Annotated in this window: 21 protein-coding genes and 1 tRNA gene; 14 read left to right on the top strand and 8 right to left on the bottom strand. The window is 52.9% G+C overall.

What is annotated here, in order from left to right; translation table 11 throughout:
- Positions 1–16 precede the first annotated feature (16 nt).
- The 10 genes from fliJ to rcsA all read left to right on the top strand — a co-directional run bounded on the left by fliJ (position 17) and on the right by rcsA (position 6828).
- The gene (gene fliJ / locus O3S68_RS02935; RefSeq protein ID WP_017458372.1) at positions 17–460 is read left to right on the top strand and encodes a flagellar export protein FliJ; all 444 of its coding nucleotides are present in this window, start codon (positions 17–19) and stop codon (positions 458–460) included.
- On the top strand, positions 457–1731 hold the full coding sequence (fliK, locus tag O3S68_RS02930; RefSeq protein WP_097405731.1) for a flagellar hook length control protein FliK: 1275 nt from the start codon (positions 457–459) through the stop codon (positions 1729–1731). The genes fliJ and fliK overlap by 4 nt, the downstream gene beginning before the upstream one ends.
- A gap of 103 nt (positions 1732–1834) precedes the next feature.
- Entirely contained in the window at positions 1835–2302 is a 468-nt protein-coding gene (gene fliL, locus O3S68_RS02925) for a flagellar basal body-associated protein FliL (protein ID WP_020454198.1), read from the top strand.
- A 4-nt stretch (positions 2303–2306) separates the two neighbouring features.
- Positions 2307–3311 carry a flagellar motor switch protein FliM gene (gene fliM, locus O3S68_RS02920; RefSeq protein ID WP_020454199.1) on the top strand — a complete coding sequence of 335 codons (1005 nt, stop codon included), beginning with the start codon at positions 2307–2309 and terminating at the stop codon, positions 3309–3311.
- On the top strand, positions 3308–3724 hold the full coding sequence (fliN, locus tag O3S68_RS02915) for a flagellar motor switch protein FliN (RefSeq protein ID WP_269230763.1): 417 nt from the start codon (positions 3308–3310) through the stop codon (positions 3722–3724). The genes fliM and fliN overlap by 4 nt, the downstream gene beginning before the upstream one ends.
- Before the next feature lie 7 nt (positions 3725–3731).
- The gene (gene fliO / locus O3S68_RS02910; RefSeq protein WP_017458377.1) at positions 3732–4106 is read left to right on the top strand and encodes a flagellar biosynthetic protein FliO; all 375 of its coding nucleotides are present in this window, start codon (positions 3732–3734) and stop codon (positions 4104–4106) included.
- Entirely contained in the window at positions 4106–4843 is a 738-nt protein-coding gene (gene fliP / locus O3S68_RS02905) for a flagellar type III secretion system pore protein FliP (protein WP_017458378.1), read from the top strand. The genes fliO and fliP overlap by 1 nt, the downstream gene beginning before the upstream one ends.
- Positions 4844–4852: 9 nt before the next feature.
- Positions 4853–5122 (top strand): flagellar biosynthesis protein FliQ, encoded by a 270-nt coding sequence (gene fliQ, locus O3S68_RS02900; RefSeq protein WP_269230762.1) that lies wholly within the window; start codon positions 4853–4855, stop codon positions 5120–5122.
- An 8-nt stretch (positions 5123–5130) separates the two neighbouring features.
- The gene (fliR, locus tag O3S68_RS02895) at positions 5131–5928 is read left to right on the top strand and encodes a flagellar biosynthetic protein FliR (RefSeq protein ID WP_269230761.1); all 798 of its coding nucleotides are present in this window, start codon (positions 5131–5133) and stop codon (positions 5926–5928) included.
- Positions 5929–6204: 276 nt separating this feature from the next.
- Complete coding sequence (gene rcsA / locus O3S68_RS02890; RefSeq protein ID WP_020454203.1) at positions 6205–6828, top strand: transcriptional regulator RcsA; 624 nt, start codon at positions 6205–6207, stop codon at positions 6826–6828.
- Between the two features lie 43 nt (positions 6829–6871).
- On the opposite strand, the gene dsrB is transcribed toward rcsA, so the two are convergent.
- Positions 6872–7060: a protein DsrB gene (dsrB, locus tag O3S68_RS02885; protein ID WP_017458382.1), complete on the bottom strand. Its 189-nt coding sequence runs from the start codon at positions 7058–7060 to the stop codon at positions 6872–6874.
- A 127-nt stretch (positions 7061–7187) separates the two neighbouring features.
- Between dsrB and yodD the strand changes: the two genes are divergently transcribed.
- Positions 7188–7418, top strand: a complete 231-nt coding sequence (yodD, locus tag O3S68_RS02880) for a YodD family peroxide/acid resistance protein (RefSeq protein WP_017458383.1) — start codon at positions 7188–7190, stop codon at positions 7416–7418.
- 222 nt (positions 7419–7640) lie between these two features.
- The gene (locus O3S68_RS02875) at positions 7641–8471 is read left to right on the top strand and encodes a mannosyl-3-phosphoglycerate phosphatase-related protein (protein ID WP_020454204.1); all 831 of its coding nucleotides are present in this window, start codon (positions 7641–7643) and stop codon (positions 8469–8471) included.
- Here O3S68_RS02875 and dgcQ read toward each other — a convergent pair.
- From dgcQ to O3S68_RS02860, 3 genes are all read right to left on the bottom strand, one after another.
- Positions 8435–10132: a cellulose biosynthesis regulator diguanylate cyclase DgcQ gene (dgcQ, locus tag O3S68_RS02870; RefSeq protein WP_097405730.1), complete on the bottom strand. Its 1698-nt coding sequence runs from the start codon at positions 10130–10132 to the stop codon at positions 8435–8437. The two genes, O3S68_RS02875 and dgcQ, sit on opposite strands and share 37 nt — an antisense overlap.
- 93 nt (positions 10133–10225) lie before the next feature.
- Positions 10226–10408, bottom strand: a complete 183-nt coding sequence (locus tag O3S68_RS02865) for a YodC family protein (protein WP_020454206.1) — start codon at positions 10406–10408, stop codon at positions 10226–10228.
- A 79-nt stretch (positions 10409–10487) separates the two neighbouring features.
- The gene (locus O3S68_RS02860) at positions 10488–11399 is read right to left on the bottom strand and encodes a DUF808 domain-containing protein (RefSeq protein ID WP_097405729.1); all 912 of its coding nucleotides are present in this window, start codon (positions 11397–11399) and stop codon (positions 10488–10490) included.
- Positions 11400–11575: 176 nt separating this feature from the next.
- Here O3S68_RS02860 and yedA point away from each other — a divergent pair, with 176 nt between their 5' ends.
- Positions 11576–12487 (top strand): drug/metabolite exporter YedA, encoded by a 912-nt coding sequence (yedA, locus tag O3S68_RS02855; RefSeq protein ID WP_020454208.1) that lies wholly within the window; start codon positions 11576–11578, stop codon positions 12485–12487.
- Here yedA and O3S68_RS02850 read toward each other — a convergent pair.
- The 4 genes from O3S68_RS02850 to O3S68_RS02835 all read right to left on the bottom strand — a co-directional run bounded on the left by O3S68_RS02850 (position 12462) and on the right by O3S68_RS02835 (position 14459).
- Positions 12462–12956 carry a very short patch repair endonuclease gene (locus tag O3S68_RS02850; RefSeq protein ID WP_269230760.1) on the bottom strand — a complete coding sequence of 165 codons (495 nt, stop codon included), beginning with the start codon at positions 12954–12956 and terminating at the stop codon, positions 12462–12464. The genes yedA and O3S68_RS02850 overlap by 26 nt on opposite strands.
- 12 nt (positions 12957–12968) lie before the next feature.
- Positions 12969–13667 (bottom strand): phosphohydrolase, encoded by a 699-nt coding sequence (locus O3S68_RS02845; protein ID WP_269230759.1) that lies wholly within the window; start codon positions 13665–13667, stop codon positions 12969–12971.
- A gap of 36 nt (positions 13668–13703) precedes the next feature.
- Positions 13704–13970: a cell division protein DrpB gene (gene drpB, locus O3S68_RS02840; protein ID WP_020454211.1), complete on the bottom strand. Its 267-nt coding sequence runs from the start codon at positions 13968–13970 to the stop codon at positions 13704–13706.
- A 399-nt stretch (positions 13971–14369) separates the two neighbouring features.
- Positions 14370–14459, bottom strand: a tRNA-Ser gene (locus O3S68_RS02835).
- A 93-nt stretch (positions 14460–14552) separates the two neighbouring features.
- Between O3S68_RS02835 and mtfA the strand changes: the two genes are divergently transcribed.
- On the top strand, positions 14553–15350 hold the full coding sequence (gene mtfA / locus O3S68_RS02830; RefSeq protein ID WP_269230758.1) for a DgsA anti-repressor MtfA: 798 nt from the start codon (positions 14553–14555) through the stop codon (positions 15348–15350).
- The last annotated feature ends 54 nt before the right edge of the window (positions 15351–15404 follow it).

Genomic DNA, 15404 nt, shown 5'->3' with positions numbered 1-15404 from the left:
AGTGGAGAGCTGACTTATGACGCAAAACAGCGCATTAACGACGCTAAAGGATTTGGCAGAGAAAGAAGTTGACGACGCCGCACTGAAACTGGGTGAGATGCGTCGCGGCTGCCAGCAAGCGGAAGAGCAATTAAAAATGCTGATTGAATATCAGCATGAGTATCGCAGCAGTCTGAATAACAACATGAGCCAGGGGATTGATAACCAACGCTGGCAGAATTATCAGCAATTTATTCAGACGCTGGAAAAAGCGATTGAGCAGCACCGTCAGCAGTTAGCGCAGTGGAATGAAAAAGTCGATAGTGCCCTGGGTAGCTGGCGTGAAAAGAAACAACGTTTACAAGCCTGGCAAACCTTGCAGGACCGACAAAGCGCCGCGGCGTTACTGGCGGAAAACCGTCTCGATCAGAAAAAAATGGATGAATTTGCACAGCGCGCGTCCCTGAGGAAAATAGAATGATCAACTTGTCAAAACTGTTAATGACAGAATCTGATGCCACCACCGGTGTACAAGCCGGCAAAAGCGGCGGCGATTCTGCACAAGACTTCCTCGCTCTGCTGACGGGTGCAATGACCGGCGGCCAGGGACAGGAGAGCGATGCGCCGATTACGCTTGCCGATCTGCAGGCAGCCGCCCTGAGCGGCAAGCTGGCGAAAGGCAACCTGGCGGCAACCGCAGCCACCGGCGAAGAGACGCAGGCACAAACACCGGCGCAAAAACTGGCGGAACTGCTGGCGCGCCAGAGCGCGAAAAGCGATGTGATTGCCTCAGCGGCAAGCGACGCTGACGTGCAAAAACTGTTTTCTGGCCTTACACCTGCGGCGAAAACCGATGTGCTGGCCGCGTTAAGCAAAACGGCTAAAGCCACTGACAGCGAAAACAAAACCGATTTAAATGATGAAGAGCTGGCAGGTTTAAGCGCGCTGATGGCGATGCTGCCGCATCAACAAGCTGCGCAGTTAAACAACGCCAGCGCCCAACCGGCTACCGCGACAAGCGGTATTGATGTGGCCAAAGCAGCAAACCGCGCACTGAATACCAGTTCACTGACGACAGATACCGATTTACCGCGCGGCAGCGCGAAAAATGACAGCCCTGCCAGCACCACGCCGTTCCATGTAGCGGATGATGCCCAGCAGACGGCGGTGCTCGCCTCCTCTTCTGCGGCGGTGAAGAAAGATAATGACAACGCGCTGCAAACCACCAATACCACGGCCAGCATCGCACCGGTGACGACTACCGCCAGTGCCGCCCAGGCCAGCACGCCTGTCGCCGCACCGGTGATCAGCGCACCGCTGGGCAGCCATGAGTGGCAGCAGAATATCAGCCAGCATGTCACGCTCTTTACCCGCCAGGGCCAGCAGAGCGCGGAGCTGCGTCTGCACCCGGAAGATCTGGGTCAGGTTCAGATTTCTATTAAACTCGAAGATAACCAGGCGCAGTTGCAGATGGTTTCAGCGCACAGCCATGTTCGCCAGGCACTGGAGGCGGCGCTGCCGATGTTGCGTACCTCGCTTGCAGAAAACGGCATTCAGCTGGGTCAGAGCAATATTAGCAGCGAGTCTTTTGCCGGTCAGCAGCAGCAACAGCAGGCCTCTCAACAGCAGCAACAGGCTTCACGTTCGGGCGCAGGCGATCTGTTTGGCGCGGATGATGGCGACGCGTTAGTCGCCCCGGCAAGCCTGCAATCTGCGGCTCGCGGTAACGGCGCAGTCGACATCTTTGCCTAAACGCCAGAGGTAGCATGATTATCCCCGTCTTTTCCGCGCTTTGACGGGAGCAGGACACGGGATAATCAGCTCATAAGCAGTACTAACAGGAAGCCCGTAACAGATGACTGACTCCGCTATTAACAAAAAACGTAAGCGCTCTATCTGGATCCCGCTGCTGGTGTTAATCACACTCGCAGCTTGCGCCACCGCTGGCTATAGTTACTGGCGTATGCAACAGAAACCTGCGGCTAGCGCAAAAGTGGAAGCGCCTCCTCCGCCAGCGCCGGTTTTCTTCGCTCTCGACACCTTCACAGTGAATCTGGGCGATGCTGACCGTGTGTTGTATGTCGGTATCACACTGCGTCTGAAAGATGACGCTACGCGCGCCAGACTTAGCGAATATCTGCCGGAAGTACGCAGCCGCTTGTTGATGTTGTTCTCACGTCAGGACGCAGCACAGCTTGCAACCAACGAAGGCAAGCAGAACCTTGCTACCGCGATTAAAGAGACGATCGCAACGCCGTTAGTGCCAGGACAGCCGAAGCAGGAAGTCACTGACGTTCTTTATACAGCTTTCATTTTGCGGTAAAGACATGGGCGATAGCATTCTTTCTCAGGCCGAAATCGATGCGCTGCTCAACGGAGACAGCGATAAGAGCGATGATCCGCAACCGGGTATGGGTGGCGATAGCGATATTCGCCCCTATGACCCCAATACCCAGCGCCGCGTGGTGCGTGAGCGTCTGCAAGCGCTGGAGATCATCAACGAGCGTTTTGCGCGTCAGTTCCGTATGGGGTTGTTTAACTTGCTGCGTCGTAGCCCGGATATCACCGTTGGCGCGATCCGCATTCAGCCCTATCACGAGTTTGCGCGTAACTTACCCGTTCCGACCAACCTTAACTTGATCCACCTGAAACCCCTGCGCGGCACCGGCCTGTTTGTTTTCTCGCCAAGCCTGGTGTTTATCGCCGTGGATAACTTGTTCGGTGGCGACGGGCGTTTTCCAACGAAAGTGGAAGGCCGTGAATTTACGCACACTGAACAGCGCGTCATCAACCGCATGCTGAAGCTGGCGCTCGAAGCCTATAGCGATGCGTGGAAGGCGATTAACCCGCTGGACGTGGAGTATGTGCGTTCGGAAATGCAGGTCAAATTTACCAACATTACGACATCGCCGAACGATATCGTCGTCAATACGCCGTTCCATGTTGAGATCGGCAACCTGACGGGTGAGTTCAATATCTGTCTGCCTTTCAGCATGATAGAACCGCTGCGCGAAATGCTGGTCAACCCGCCGCTGGAAAACTCACGCAGTGAAGACCAGAACTGGCGTGACAACCTGGTGCGTCAGGTTCAGCACTCTGAACTGAATTTGATTGCCAATTTCGCGGATATTCCCCTGCGCCTGTCGCAGATACTTAAGCTCCAACCCGGCGATGTGCTGCCGATTGATAAACCCGATCGCATTATCGCTCATGTGGACGGCGTACCGGTGCTAACGAGCCAGTATGGTACGGTCAACGGACAATATGCGTTACGTGTAGAGCACTTGATAAACCCGATTTTGAATTCGCTGAATGAGGAACAGCCCAAATGAGTGATATGAACAATCCGTCCGATGAGAACTGCGGAGCACTGGACGATCTGTGGGCTGACGCGTTGAACGAACAAAAAACCACTCCCGCGACGAAAAGCGCGGCCGATGCCGTATTCCAGCAGCTCGGCGGTGGTGATGTTGGCGGCACTCTCCAGGATATCGACCTGATTATGGATATCCCGGTCAAACTGACCGTGGAACTGGGTCGTACGCGTATGACAATTAAAGAGCTGCTGCGTTTGACGCAGGGTTCCGTGGTGGCACTTGACGGGCTGGCGGGCGAACCGCTGGATATCCTGATCAACGGTTATCTGATTGCTCAGGGTGAAGTGGTGGTCGTTGCGGATAAATACGGCGTACGTATCACCGATATCATCACCCCTTCCGAGCGTATGCGTCGTTTGAGCCGCTGAGTCGAGCATGAAAACACAGGCCACGGTTTCCCAACCGTCTGCCCTTTCCGGTTCGCCACTGTTGCAGGTCAGTGGCGCGCTGTTTGGCATGATCGCGTTAATTCTGATTATCGCGTGGCTCGCCAAACGCCTTGGTCTCGGCGGCAAAACCGCCAGCGGCCGGGGTTTAAAAGTGACCGCCAGCACCACGGTTGGCCCGCGTGAACGCGTGGTGATCGTGGATGTTGAGGATGCACGCCTGGTGCTGGGCGTTACGCCCACCAACATCAATCTGTTGCACAAACTTCCTCCCGCACCCGCAGAAAGTGAGGACGTGAACGTGAAAAATGTGGATTTCCAGACCGTGATGAAGAATTTGCTTAAGCGTTCCGGGAGATCCTGATGCGCCGTTTGTTCTCTTTTGCGCTGGCCGGATTATGGCTGGTTGCCCCTGCGGCATTTGCACAACTTCCGGGTTTGATTAGCCAGCCGATAGCCGGTGGTGGCCAGAGCTGGTCGCTGCCAGTGCAGACGCTGGTATTTATTACCTCGCTCACCTTCCTGCCCGCCATTTTGCTGATGATGACCAGCTTTACCCGCATCATCATTGTGTTCGGCCTGCTGCGAAACGCGCTGGGAACACCCTCTGCGCCGCCAAACCAGGTGCTGCTTGGGCTGGCGCTGTTTTTGACCTTTTTTATTATGTCGCCGGTGATCGACAAGATTTATACCGACGCCTATCAGCCGTTTAGCGAGAATAAAATCTCCGTCGATGTGGCGCTGGAACGCGGCGCACAACCGCTGCGTGAATTTATGCTGCGTCAGACGCGCGAAGCCGATTTGGCGCTGTTTGCCCGTCTCTCTAATAGCCCGCCGATTCAGGGGCCGGAAGCCGTATCGATGCGCATTCTGTTGCCCGCTTACGTCACCAGCGAGCTGAAAACCGCGTTTCAGATTGGTTTTACAATCTTTATTCCGTTCCTGATTATCGATCTGGTGATCGCCAGCGTTCTGATGGCGCTCGGGATGATGATGGTACCGCCCGCAACCATTGCCCTGCCGTTCAAACTGATGCTGTTCGTGCTGGTGGATGGCTGGCAGTTACTGGTCAGCTCGCTCGCCCAGAGCTTTTACAGTTAGGAGTAAGCCATGACACCAGAATCGGTCATGATGATGGGTACCGAGGCGATGAAAGTCGCACTCGCGCTCGCTGCCCCACTGCTGCTGGTTGCGCTGGTCACGGGCCTGATTATCAGTATTTTGCAGGCGGCGACACAGATCAACGAAATGACGCTCTCCTTTATCCCGAAAATCATCGCCGTGTTTGTCACGATTGTGGTTGCCGGGCCGTGGATGCTGAATTTACTGCTTGATTACATGCGCACCCTGTTCAACAACATTCCTTATATCATCGGGTAAGCCGACTTATGTTGAACGTCACCAGCGATCAGTGGCTGCATTGGATCAGTATGTATTTCTGGCCACTGCTGCGCGTGATGGCGTTAATTATGACCGCGCCGATCCTCAGCGAATCGCGTATTCCGCGCCGGATAAAAGTGGGGCTGGGGATTGTGATTACCATCGTTATCGCCCCCGCCTTGCCGCCAACGCCGGATGTACCGGTATTCGCCCCGGCGGCGCTTTGGCTGGCGCTACAGCAGATCCTGATTGGCGTCGCGCTCGGTTTTACGATGCAGTTCGCCTTTGCGACTATTCGTACCGCCGGTGAGCTGATTGGCCTGCAAATGGGCCTCTCTTTCGCCACCTTTGTCGACCCCACCAGCCACTTAAACATGCCGGTGCTGGCGCGCATCCTCGATATGCTGGCGCTGCTGCTGTTCCTCACGTTTAACGGGCATTTGTGGTTAATCTCGATGCTGGTCGATACCTTCCACACCCTGCCGATTGGCGGTAATCCGGTAAACAGCAATGCGTACCTGGCGCTGACGCGTGCGGCAGGCATGATCTTCCTCAATGGGTTGATGCTGGCGTTACCGGTTATCACATTGCTGCTGACCATTAACCTTTCCCTTGGTTTACTGAACCGCATGGCACCGCAATTGTCGGTGTTCGTGATTGGTTTTCCCGTTACGTTAAGCGTTGGGATTTTACTGATGGCGGCAATGATGCCGTTAATCGCCCCTTATTGTGAGCGATTATTCAGTGAGATTTTCAATCTGTTAGCTGATATTGTTAGCGAACTTCCACAGAATAGTAATCCCTGACTTTAGTAATGCCTTTCTGAGGATATTCCTAAAGTTAAATTTGAAAAACATCCCCCACCATATATCTGGCGCGGCTTATTTGTTTTTAGCCTTCTCACATAACGCAACATTTACTTTACTTTAAGATGATTCCTGGCAAATTATACCTAACTTTACGGGATAGTGGGTTCGCCTGAAGTTTCGCGTCGTACTTCAGTAATATAAGTTTTTCCTGTATGGCTTCTGAAGCTTCTGGCGGGTGGTGAATTATCGTTACGCATTGAGTGAGGGTATGCCATGTCAACGATTATTATGGATTTATGCAGTTATACCCGGTTGGGATTAACAGGGTATCTGACAAGCCGGGGGGTTAAAAAGCGAGATATCAACGACATCCAGACTGTTGATGAACTCGAATCAGCTTGCGCCACACTCCAGCCAACCGTGGTGTTTATTAATGAGGACTGCTTTATTCATGACCCAAGCAGCAGTCAACACATTAAGCAAGTCATTAATCAGCATCCCCGTACACTTTTTATTGTGTTTATGGCTATCGCCAATATCCACTTTGATGAATATCTTTTGGTTCGCAAAAACTTATTGATTAGTTCTAAATCAATCAAGCCTGAGTCGCTGGATAATATTCTGGGAGATTGTCTCAACAAAGAGAAAAAAAGCGTTGGGACCATTAACTTACCAACACTTTCACTAAGTCGTACCGAGTCAAGCATGTTGAGAATGTGGATGTCCGGGCAGGATACGATTCAAATCTCCGATCAGATGAATATTAAAGCGAAAACGGTATCATCACATAAGGGTAATATTAAAAGAAAAATTAAAACGCATAATAAGCAGGTTATATATCATGTAGTGCGGCTAACAGATAATGTTACCACTGGTATATTTGTTAATATGCGTTGAGGATATTTTTTATTTATTCACCCTCCAGGCGGAGGGCGAAATATTAATCTGCACGTTCTACAAATACGCCGTCCGGGTGGTCTTTTTCATTAAAGAACCAAATCCCGAGCGGGTAATCTTCCAGTGAGACCAGGTACATCGTACCTTCATTAAACGCTTCGACAGCCAATACCACCCCCGGACGGCGTGGACCCCCGTCCGTTTTGACCGTAACCCGATCGTTAACTTTCATAAGTACCCTCCTCTCGCATTTACGCCAGTGTAGAACAAAACCGCAGCCCTGACAGCGTGCCTGCGTTTAGCTGGCGATTTTTTCTACCGACTATACTTAACACTGCATTTATGAAGGAGGTGACGGCGTGAAAACAGTCAAAGAGTACAGCGAGACCGCAAAGCGGGACGTGCATATCGATGTTGATGCCCTGCTGGCTGCGATTAACGAAATCAGCGAAAGCGAAGTGCATCGTGTCGACGACGAAGATGGCCAGCGCGTGAGCGTGGATGGTCGGGAATATCATACCTGGCGGGAACTGGCGGAAGCATTTGAACTGGACGTGCATGACTTCAGTATTACGGAGGCGAATCGCTGAAGAAAACATCCCGGCCGCCGAAACGGCCGGGACAAACTTGCTCTCGCAAGAAGCACTTAAAATTCGTACACCAGGGAATCTGATGTGGGGACAACTTTATAGATAAAACGTCCACATGACAAGAAATAACTATAAATCAATGAATTAGCAGATACATCTGTATTCTACTGCATACAATGCGCGACAAAAGTCTCCCGACTCATACTGCCAAAGGAGCTCACTATGCCGAGCCTGGACGACCCGTTACTGATCTTTTCTGACATAGAAGGAACGCTGCTGGATAGCCACACCGGTGAATGGCAACCCGCTGCCGGGTGGCTTGCGCGCCTGCGCCAGCGCCAGATACCGGTAATCCTCTGTAGCAGCAAAACCGCGGCAGAAATGATCGCTGTGCAAAACATGCTGCAACTGCAAGGTCTGCCTTTTATTGCCGAAAACGGCGCGGTGATTCAGTTAGATGAACACTGGCAAGATCACGATGACTACCCACGGATTATTACGGGTTCCCCCCATGCGGAAATCGCCCGTGTGCTGACTCAATTACGCCTGAGCAATGGCTGGAAATTCACAACCTTTACAGAGCTGGATGAACATGTGCTGGCAGAGTTAACAGGCCTTACGCCTGCGCAGGCTACTCTTGCTAAGTTGCAGGAAGCCTCTGAAACCCTGATCTGGCGCGACAGCGATGAACACATGGCCGCCTTTGATGATGCGCTGGCGCAACTGGGCTTACGTGTTGTTCAGGGAGCCCGTTTCTGGCATGTGCTGGATGAGCGCGGCGGAAAAGATCAGGCCGTAAACTGGCTGACCCGGCAATATCGCCATTACCGGGGTAAACGCGCTGTCACGGTCGGGCTGGGTGACGGGCCAAACGATGCGCCGCTACTTGATAACGTTGACTACGCCGTGGTGGTAAAAGGCCTTAATCGTCAGGGAGTAACGCTGCGTCAGGATAGCCCGCCACGGGTTTATCACACGCAACAAGAGGGAGCAGCGGGCTGGCGTGAAGGTCTGGATCACCTCTTTGGCATCACATCCACTGAACAGACCTGATTGCGACCACTGTTTTTCGCCCGGTATAAGCGGCTATCGGCGACGGATTGCAGATATTCAAAATCGTAATTGCCGTTTTCCTGCGCATCGCAGACGCCGAGGGAAACCGTGATGCGCAAAGTCGTACGCTTGTGGATCAGGATCTCTTTACTTTCAATGCGCGAACGGATGTGCTCGGCAACCTGTACCGCCTGCTCAAGTGTGCTGTCCGGTAATAAAATACAGAACTCCTCGCCGCCGACGCGCCCGGCAACATCCTGCTCTCTGAGGGAACTGCTGATAAGCCCGGCGGCGTGGGATAGTACCAAATCACCAGCCTGATGACCGAACTGGTCATTGACGCCCTTAAAATGGTCAATATCAAGCTGAATGACTGAGAAAGGCCGTCGCTGAACCCGCGCTTCTTCAGATAACACTTTCGCCTGCTCAAAAAACGAGCCCCGATTATAAAGGCGCGTCAGCGGGTCGAACCACGCCTGCCATTGCAGCGTGTGTTGCATGCTATACAAGTTGGTCACCATTCTGCGGATGACCACCCAGGAAAAAAGCAGCATGCCGGTAAACAACACCCACAACAGCGAGAGCGCAATGCTGATACGCCCGAAATCCCCGGAGAGGCCTTCCTGCAAAGAGTGAATGCGCACCAGCACGCCACCAAAATGTTTAAGTTTTTGCCAGCTCACATAACGGGTGCCCAGATGCAGGCCACCGACGGTATCGCGTGTCATGTCTGCTTGTAGCTTAGCGATCTCATCCTGATTAAACTCGCCGCTGGCATTTTGTTGCGGTTGCGTACTGGTCAGCAGCCGGAAATGGTTATCGTAAAGCTGATACTCCCCGCCATCCTGCTGGAGTTGTACGCCAACCAGTAACGGCTTAATCGCACTCAACGGGAAACTCATGACCAGTACACCGTACCAATAGTATTCATAATCAAGCGGCACACTGGCGGCAACAAAGCTGTTGCTTTCTGAGTTGGTAAAAAAAGTGAACCAGCGAACCCCACGCGCGCGGTTTTTCTGCAGCTGTTGGCTGCTAAACCAGGGGCGCGTTAATAAGCGGTAATAGGTAGAAATAATGTCCTGCTCATGCTCAACAGCGCGCGTGGAGAGGAAAAAGCCCGCACGTGAGAAATAATAAGCCTGACGCGGCAACATAGAGGCCTCAGAGGAGAGGCGAAACAGGTAGCCAAGTTCCATTGCCGCCGTGAGTTCGTTGTGCAACAGCTCCTCGTCGCGACGCAGCAGCTCGCTCTGTTCAACCAAAGCATCGGAAACGCCGTAAATGGGCAGCGTCCGGCTGTTATCCAGCCCAATCTGCCAGTACGGTAAGGCACGTTTACGATCAAACTCGCCCTGCACGGAATTTAACGCTTCAAATCCCAAAGGTGTTTGCAGGGCGGCCTGCATGCCATTTCTGAAAAAGAGCAACCGGTCCACACCGACCTGAAACTGCATATCCAGCGCATTACTGACGTTTTCCAGCGCGCTACGCTGGCTGGCGACATAAGCCCCCTGCAGCACAATGACTTCACGCCACGTCAGGATCGTCGAGCACACCATCACGATCACAAAGCAAAGGTTGACCACCTGAGCCGGAACAAAATAGCGCTGCAGTTGTTTAAACGACCTGGGCTGTTTTACGACACGGTTCTGCCGCACACGGGCTCCCTGAAATCTCTGTGAGTGCTCTTTCGCCCCGCTCGTATTTTATCCGGCAATAAAAACGCCCAGCAATGCCGGGCGTTTTAGTGGTTATGCTTCTTCGTGGATCCGCCGCCTGTCGCCAGGCATCAGCTCATCTTCACGAAAGGCTTCCCGTTTGACGCCGTAGCCGTCATACCAGCGGCACTCAACCATACCGCTGGCATAACCGGTAACAATCATGAGCGGACCACCCTTTTTACTCTGCACTTCATCGCTGACCAAAAAGACCATTCTTGCCTCCGGTATCAGGGCGAAACTTTTTCACCTTAGACGAAGTTACTTAAATTTGCATAATCCCTGCCGCGAGATTTTATTTTTCACCGCCACGTAAACGTTCCACACCTTTCAAAACCGCGACCACCACGGCACCAATCACAAAGCCCAGCACCAGGTTGGCCGCCATCGGTGTCAGCGCCTGTAGCAGTGCGGGCTGGCTCGCGGCAAAATGTTCGATAGCGTGATGTAACGGCGCAATACCATGTACCACAATCCCGCCACCGACCAGGAACATTGCCAGCGTACCAACGACAGACAGGATCTTCATAAGCCAGGGCGCGGTGAATAACAACCCTTTCCCCAGCCCTTGCGTCAGAACGCCCGGTTTCTCTACCAGCCAGTAGCCCATATCATCGAGCTTCACGATGATACCCACCAGCCCGTATACACCAATGGTAACCAGCACCGCGATGCCCGACAGGATCAGCACCTGATTCAGCAAAGGCGCGTCGGCAACGATGCCAAGCGTGATGGCAACAATCTCGGCAGAGAGAATAAAATCGGTGCGCACCGCGCCTTTGATTTTATCTTTCTCGAACTGCTGCGGATCCTGCGCTGCCAGCGCCGCCAGACGCTGCTGGCGCGCCTCCGGGCTCTCTTTATGTTTACGCGCTTCAAACGTGTGCAACACTTTTTCCACACCTTCAAAGCATAAAAATGCGCCGCCAAGCATCAACAAAGGTGTAATGGCCCAGGGGATGAAGGCGCTAATCAGTAACGCCAGCGGGACGAGAATCACCTTATTCAGCAATGACCCACGCGCGACGCTCCACACCACCGGCAATTCACGATTGGCGCGCACGCCGGTGACTTGCTGCGCGTTAAGCGAAAGATCGTCGCCGAGCACACCGGCGGTCTTTTTCGCCGCCAGTTTGCCCATCACTGAAATATCATCCAGCAACGTCGCAATATCATCGAGTAATGTTAATAAACTACTTCCTGCCAAAATGTCTTCCTTTTGAATTTATGATGTCACGCTTCTCAGTATGATGGAAAAAGTCCGGGACGAAAATCACCTCCTTGAGTCAACAAAAATTTAACACTTCTTTCGCAATTAACCACTCGCCAGGCCGATAGTTTTAACGTTTACTATAAGCCTCTTATCTTTTGCCGTGGTGGGTTATGCGTTTCAGGCAGGTTTTACCGCTTATTGGCGCGCTTTTCGCGCTCTATATTATTTGGGGTTCCACGTACTTTGTTATTCGCATTGGTGTTGAAAGCTGGCCGCCGTTTATGCTGGCCGGTACACGCTTTTTATCTGCGGGCGTCATTCTGACCAGCGTCTTATTACTGACCGGCCATAAATTGCCGCCGCTGCGCCCGATGCTTAATGCCGCACTGATTGGCGTGCTGCTGCTGGCGGTGGGCAACGGGTTTGTGACCGTCGCCGAACACCAAAATGTGCCATCGGGAATTGCCGCTGTTGTTGTGGCGACCGTTCCGTTATTTACCTTGTGTTTCAGTCATTTTTTCGGCATTAAGACGCGAAAACTTGAATGGTTTGGCATAGCCATTGGTCTGGCAGGCATTGTTTTACTTAATAGCGGCGGAAATTTAAGCGGTAATCCGTGGGGGGCCGTGTTGATTCTGGTCGGTTCGCTAAGCTGGGCATTTGGCTCGGTATACGGTTCGCGCATTGAACTGCCGGGCGGCATGATGGCGGGCGCAATCGAAATGCTGGCTGCAGGCATTGTGTTGTTAGCGGCTTCGGCATTAAGTGGCGAGCGCCTTAGCGCAGTACCGCCACTTTCCGGTTTCTTTGCCGTCGGTTATCTGGCGCTCTTTGGCTCCATTATCGCCATCAACGCCTATATGTATCTGATCCGCAACGTCTCGCCTGCCGTTGCCACCAGCTATGCGTATGTCAATCCGGTTGTCGCCGTGCTGCTCGGCACAAGTTTTGGCGGGGAACATCTCTCATCCGTGGAATGGCTGGCGTTGGGCATTATTATTATGGCGGTGGTACTGGTGACGCTGGGTAAATATCTCATTCCGGCGCGCCCGATCGTTACGCCTTGCGAGGCAGAGAAGTAACCGTCGTCGCATGGATCCCCTGAGTGTCGATCTGCGCGGTCTGTTGACCTTCGCAGATCCACTCCTCCAGCCGTTCACTTAGCGCCTCGTCGCTAAGTTTTAACCGCCCCCGCAGCGCACACTCCCAGACCACCAGCACTCGCCAGCCCTGCTCCAGCAACAACGCCGTGTCACGTGCATCACGTTCAACATTTTTGCCAATCTTATCCAGCCAGAAATCCGTGCGTGTGGCAGGCACTTTGAACAGATAACAGGTGTGGTGATGCCAGAAGCAACCGTGGGTAAAGATAACGCAGCGATAATCGTCGAGCACAAAATCAGGCCGCCCCGGCAAGGCGGCGCCCTGGACACGAAAATCGAGTTCCAGTGAAGCAAGACACGAGGCAAGCCGCTTTTCAATCGCCGTATCCTTTGTGCCGATGGCGCGCATATTTTTACTGCGCGTCGCTTTATCATGCACATCCGCCATCACGCGTCTCCGTCAGGCCAGATGAAAACCAAAGCGGCGCAGCACCTCTTCATCAACGCGCTGGTGATCGCCTTGCAATTCGGCGCTGAGTTTCGCCATAAAGTGCACTAAAAAATCCGCGTTGTGTTCGGCGAGTTTACGCCCTTGTTCAGTCTGCATGGTGGCGGGTAATTTCAGCAGCTTGCAACGAAAATGATCGAGAGCGAAGGCTTTATCATCCAGTTCACGTTCGGCGGCAAACGGATCTTCGCCATCGAATAAGGCCGCTCCCATTGAGCCGGAAACGGCAAAAACGCGTGCAAGGCCAATCGCCCCCAGCGATTCCAGCCGATCGGCATCCTGAACAATTTTCGCTTCCAGCGTTTGCGGGGCAATGCCGGCGCTGAAGCTGTGCGCTTCAATGGCATGGCGCACGCCAGCCACGGCGTGTTGCGGGAAATCAGGAAACTCGCTTGCAAGAATAGCCGCCGTTTTTTCTGCGGCCATCACCGAGGACTGATGACGCTGGGGGTGATTTTTTGCAAAGCTCACAATGTCATGAAAATAACAGGCGGTCAGCACCACCAGCGCATCGACCTGCTGGCCCTGCATGAGCGTTTGTGCTGTTTTCCAGACCCGACGAAAGTGTGAGACATCATGCGCGGCGTCGCCGTGGTTGAAATGCTGAGAAATCCATTGGTCAAAACGATGCTGCCAGTCGATTACATTCATGCTTGTTCCCGTCAATTAAAGCCCTTACCTGCTGTTTCAGCCATCCGGATCCTGCGGACGTGTGTACCAGGCAATAGCGCCAAGTATCGCACCCACGACGGCTAACACCAGCACGCCAAAAAATGAATTCAGCCAGCTCCCGGTCGCGGTTCCCACAGTGCCAGTATTAAACCCGGCCGGCAAATTTGTCTGGCTGACTGGCCAGATATCATTAAGCACCGACCAGACAAAATAGACGCAGAAAATCCAGAACACCCAGAGTGCCAGTTTGCCACCGAGGCTGCGCACCGCTTTATCGTCCATAATGGTTTTTTCCGCATGGGTTAAGGGATGAAAGGAGGGAAATGGTTCCGACATAAATGTGACAACTCTCTCATCATATCGCCAGTTGATGAATTTTAAAGATATATCAGCGAGACTGATGAATCCCCTCACCTGCAACGGCCGCAGACCGCCAAAGAGTGTGCAACACGTAAATGACAAACAGACGTAACGGGATAAAAATTAATAAGAAAAAGTGTAATTAACGCGCGTGCGGTGATATTTCCAGGCCGCGGGAAAACGCTACAAAAATTAATGGTAAAAGCGGCAATCATTTCTATCGATTATGTTAAGAAAAGGTTATAAAATGTGCAAATGCAAGAGTGGAAAAGCAACTGTGACGGGAGTCGTTGAAAGCGAAGCGCGTAACTGTTTGAATAATGGCGGAGAGAGGGGGATTTGAACCCCCGGTTGAGTTGCCCCAACTACGGTTTTCGAGACCGTCCCGTTCAGCCGCTCCGGCATCTCTCCGTTCAGATGGTTGCCATGATGCCAGGTAATTTGGCATTTTAACAGACCCTGTCCCGTTAATTTGGTTCAAGTGGCGAGTTTGCGAGCAAAACGATGATTAAGTGGCCCTGGAAGACAAGGGAATCTGCCGAAGGTGCAGAGTACCCCTGGGAAGAAGCGTTAAATGCCCCTGTGTTAGCAAATTTGTCGCCGGAGGAACAGGAGAAACTTGTTCATCTGGCTGACCGTTTTTTGCAGCAAAAACGACTGGTTCCGTTGCAAGGATTCGATCTGGATGCGCTGAAAAGCGCGCGCATCGGCTTACTGTTTTGCCTGCCGGTGCTGGAGCTTGGTCTTGAATGGCTCGATGGCTTCCACGAAGTGCTGATCTACCCGGCGCCGTTTGTTGTTGATGACGAGTGGGAAGACGACATTGGCCTGGTGCACAATCAGCGCGTGGTTCAGTCCGGGCAGAGCTGGCAACAAGGCCCTATCATCCTTAACTGGCTGGATATTCAGGACTCGTTCGACGCTTCCGGCTTCAATCTCATTATTCATGAAGTGGCGCATAAGCTGGATACGCGCAACGGCGATCGCGCCAGCGGCATTCCGCTGATTCCGCTGCGTGAAGTGGCCGGCTGGGAACACGATCTGCGCGCCGCGATGGACAATATTCAGGATGAGATTGACCTGGTTGGCGAAAGCGCGGCCAGCATCGACGCCTACGCGGCAACCGATCCGGCAGAGTGTTTCGCCGTGCTTTCCGAGTATTTCTTTAGCGCGCCAGAGCTGTTTGCTCCCCGCTTCCCGGCGCTGTGGCAGCGCTTCTACCATTTTTATGGCCAGGATCCGCTAAGCCGTCTGCGCGGGCAGGCGGGCTGCGATAACGAAAGCGCAAGGCAGGTACATTAAAACGCCGCCTGTGTTTTAATTCGCCAATTGAATCAGTGTGTTAAATTTAGTGTT

Origin of the sequence: Kosakonia sp. SOY2 (genome assembly GCF_027109175.1) — a bacterium.
Lineage (GTDB): Bacteria > Pseudomonadota > Gammaproteobacteria > Enterobacterales > Enterobacteriaceae > Kosakonia.
This window is presented reverse-complemented; position numbering and strand designations above follow the sequence as displayed.